Annotated in this window: 1 protein-coding gene; it reads left to right on the top strand. The window is 59.8% G+C overall.

The window, feature by feature from the left end:
* Window positions 1–1,442 (top strand): magnesium-translocating P-type ATPase (mgtA, locus tag AC1DH9_RS29070; RefSeq protein WP_477809328.1); only part of this gene is annotated, 1,442 nt, incomplete at its 5' end.
* Window positions 1,443–1,478: the final 36 nt, after the last annotated feature.

The raw sequence follows: 1,478 nt of genomic DNA, 5'->3' as shown, positions 1-1,478 counted from the left end.
TGGCGGTGCTCGAGCACGTTGAAATACAGCGTGAACTGAACGTCGGCAGCGCCTTTCGCAAGGTCGATGAAATCCCGTTCGACTTCAATCGCCGGCGCATGTCGGTGGTGGTGGCCGAGCAGCACCAGCCCCATCTGCTGATCTGCAAAGGCGCGGTGGAAGAAGTGTTGGCGGTGTGCAAGCGTGTGCGTCACGGCGAGGCTGAGGAAGCGCTGACCGATGAGCTACTGGCACGGATTCGTCAGGTCACGGCCKAGCTCAACGAAGAAGGCTTGCGCGTTGTGGCGGTGGCCGCGCGGTCAATGCCGGCCGGTCGCGACACCTACAGCCTGGGCGATGAACAGGAACTGACGCTGATTGGTTACGTGGCGTTCCTCGATCCGCCGAAAGAAAGCACTGCGCCTGCGCTCAAAGCCCTGGCTGCCCACGGTGTCGCGGTCAAGGTGCTGACCGGTGACAACGAGCTGGTGACGGCGAAAATCTGCCGTGAAGTGGGCCTGGAGCAACAAGGCCTGTTGATGGGCAACGACATCGAACGCATGAGCGACGCCGAGTTGGCGCTGGCGGTAGAGACCACCAATGTCTTCGCCAAACTGACGCCGACGCATAAGGAACGCATCGTTCGCCTGCTCAAGGCCAATGGGCACGTGGTCGGCTTCATGGGCGACGGCATCAACGATGCGCCAGCACTGCGTACCGCCGACATTGGTATTTCGGTGGACAGCGCGGTGGATATCGCCAAGGAAGCGGCCGACATCATCCTGTTGGAAAAGAGCCTGATGGTGCTGGAGGAGGGCGTGCTGGAAGGCCGGCGGACCTTCGCCAACATGCTCAAGTACATCAAAATGACCGCCAGCTCGAACTTCGGCAACGTGTTCTCGGTGTTGGTGGCCAGTGCGTTTATCCCGTTCCTGCCGATGTTGCCGATGCACCTGCTGGTGCAGAACCTGCTGTATGACATTTCGCAGATCGCCATCCCGTTCGATAACGTCGATGACGAGATGCTGAGAAAACCACAACGCTGGCAGCCGGCTGATGTCGGGCGCTTCATGATCTTTTTCGGCCCGATCAGTTCGGTGTTCGACCTGCTGACATTTGCCTTGATGTGGTATGTGTTCGATGCCAACACCCCGGACCATCAAACCCTGTTCCAGTCGGGCTGGTTCGTGGTCGGGTTGCTGACCCAGACGCTGATCGTGCACATGATCCGCACGCCGAAGATTCCGTTCCTGCAAAGCCGTGCAGCCACGCCGTTGCTGGTGATGACGGGGATCATCATGACTGTAGGGATCTTCCTGCCGATGGGGCCGCTGGCGCATTACTTCAAGTTGCAGGCGTTGCCGTCGCTGTACTTTGTGTTCCTGCCGGTGATCCTGCTGGCGTACATGGCACTGACCCAGGCGGTGAAAGGCTTCTACAGCCGCCGGTTTGGCTGGCAATAAGCCGTTTTCGCGACGAACGCATCCCCTGTGGCGAGG

The sequence above is a fragment of the Pseudomonas sp. 05T35 genome, assembly GCF_056396605.1.
The sequence above is the reverse complement of the archived record's forward strand: the minus strand, read 5'-3'. Positions and strand labels throughout refer to the sequence as shown.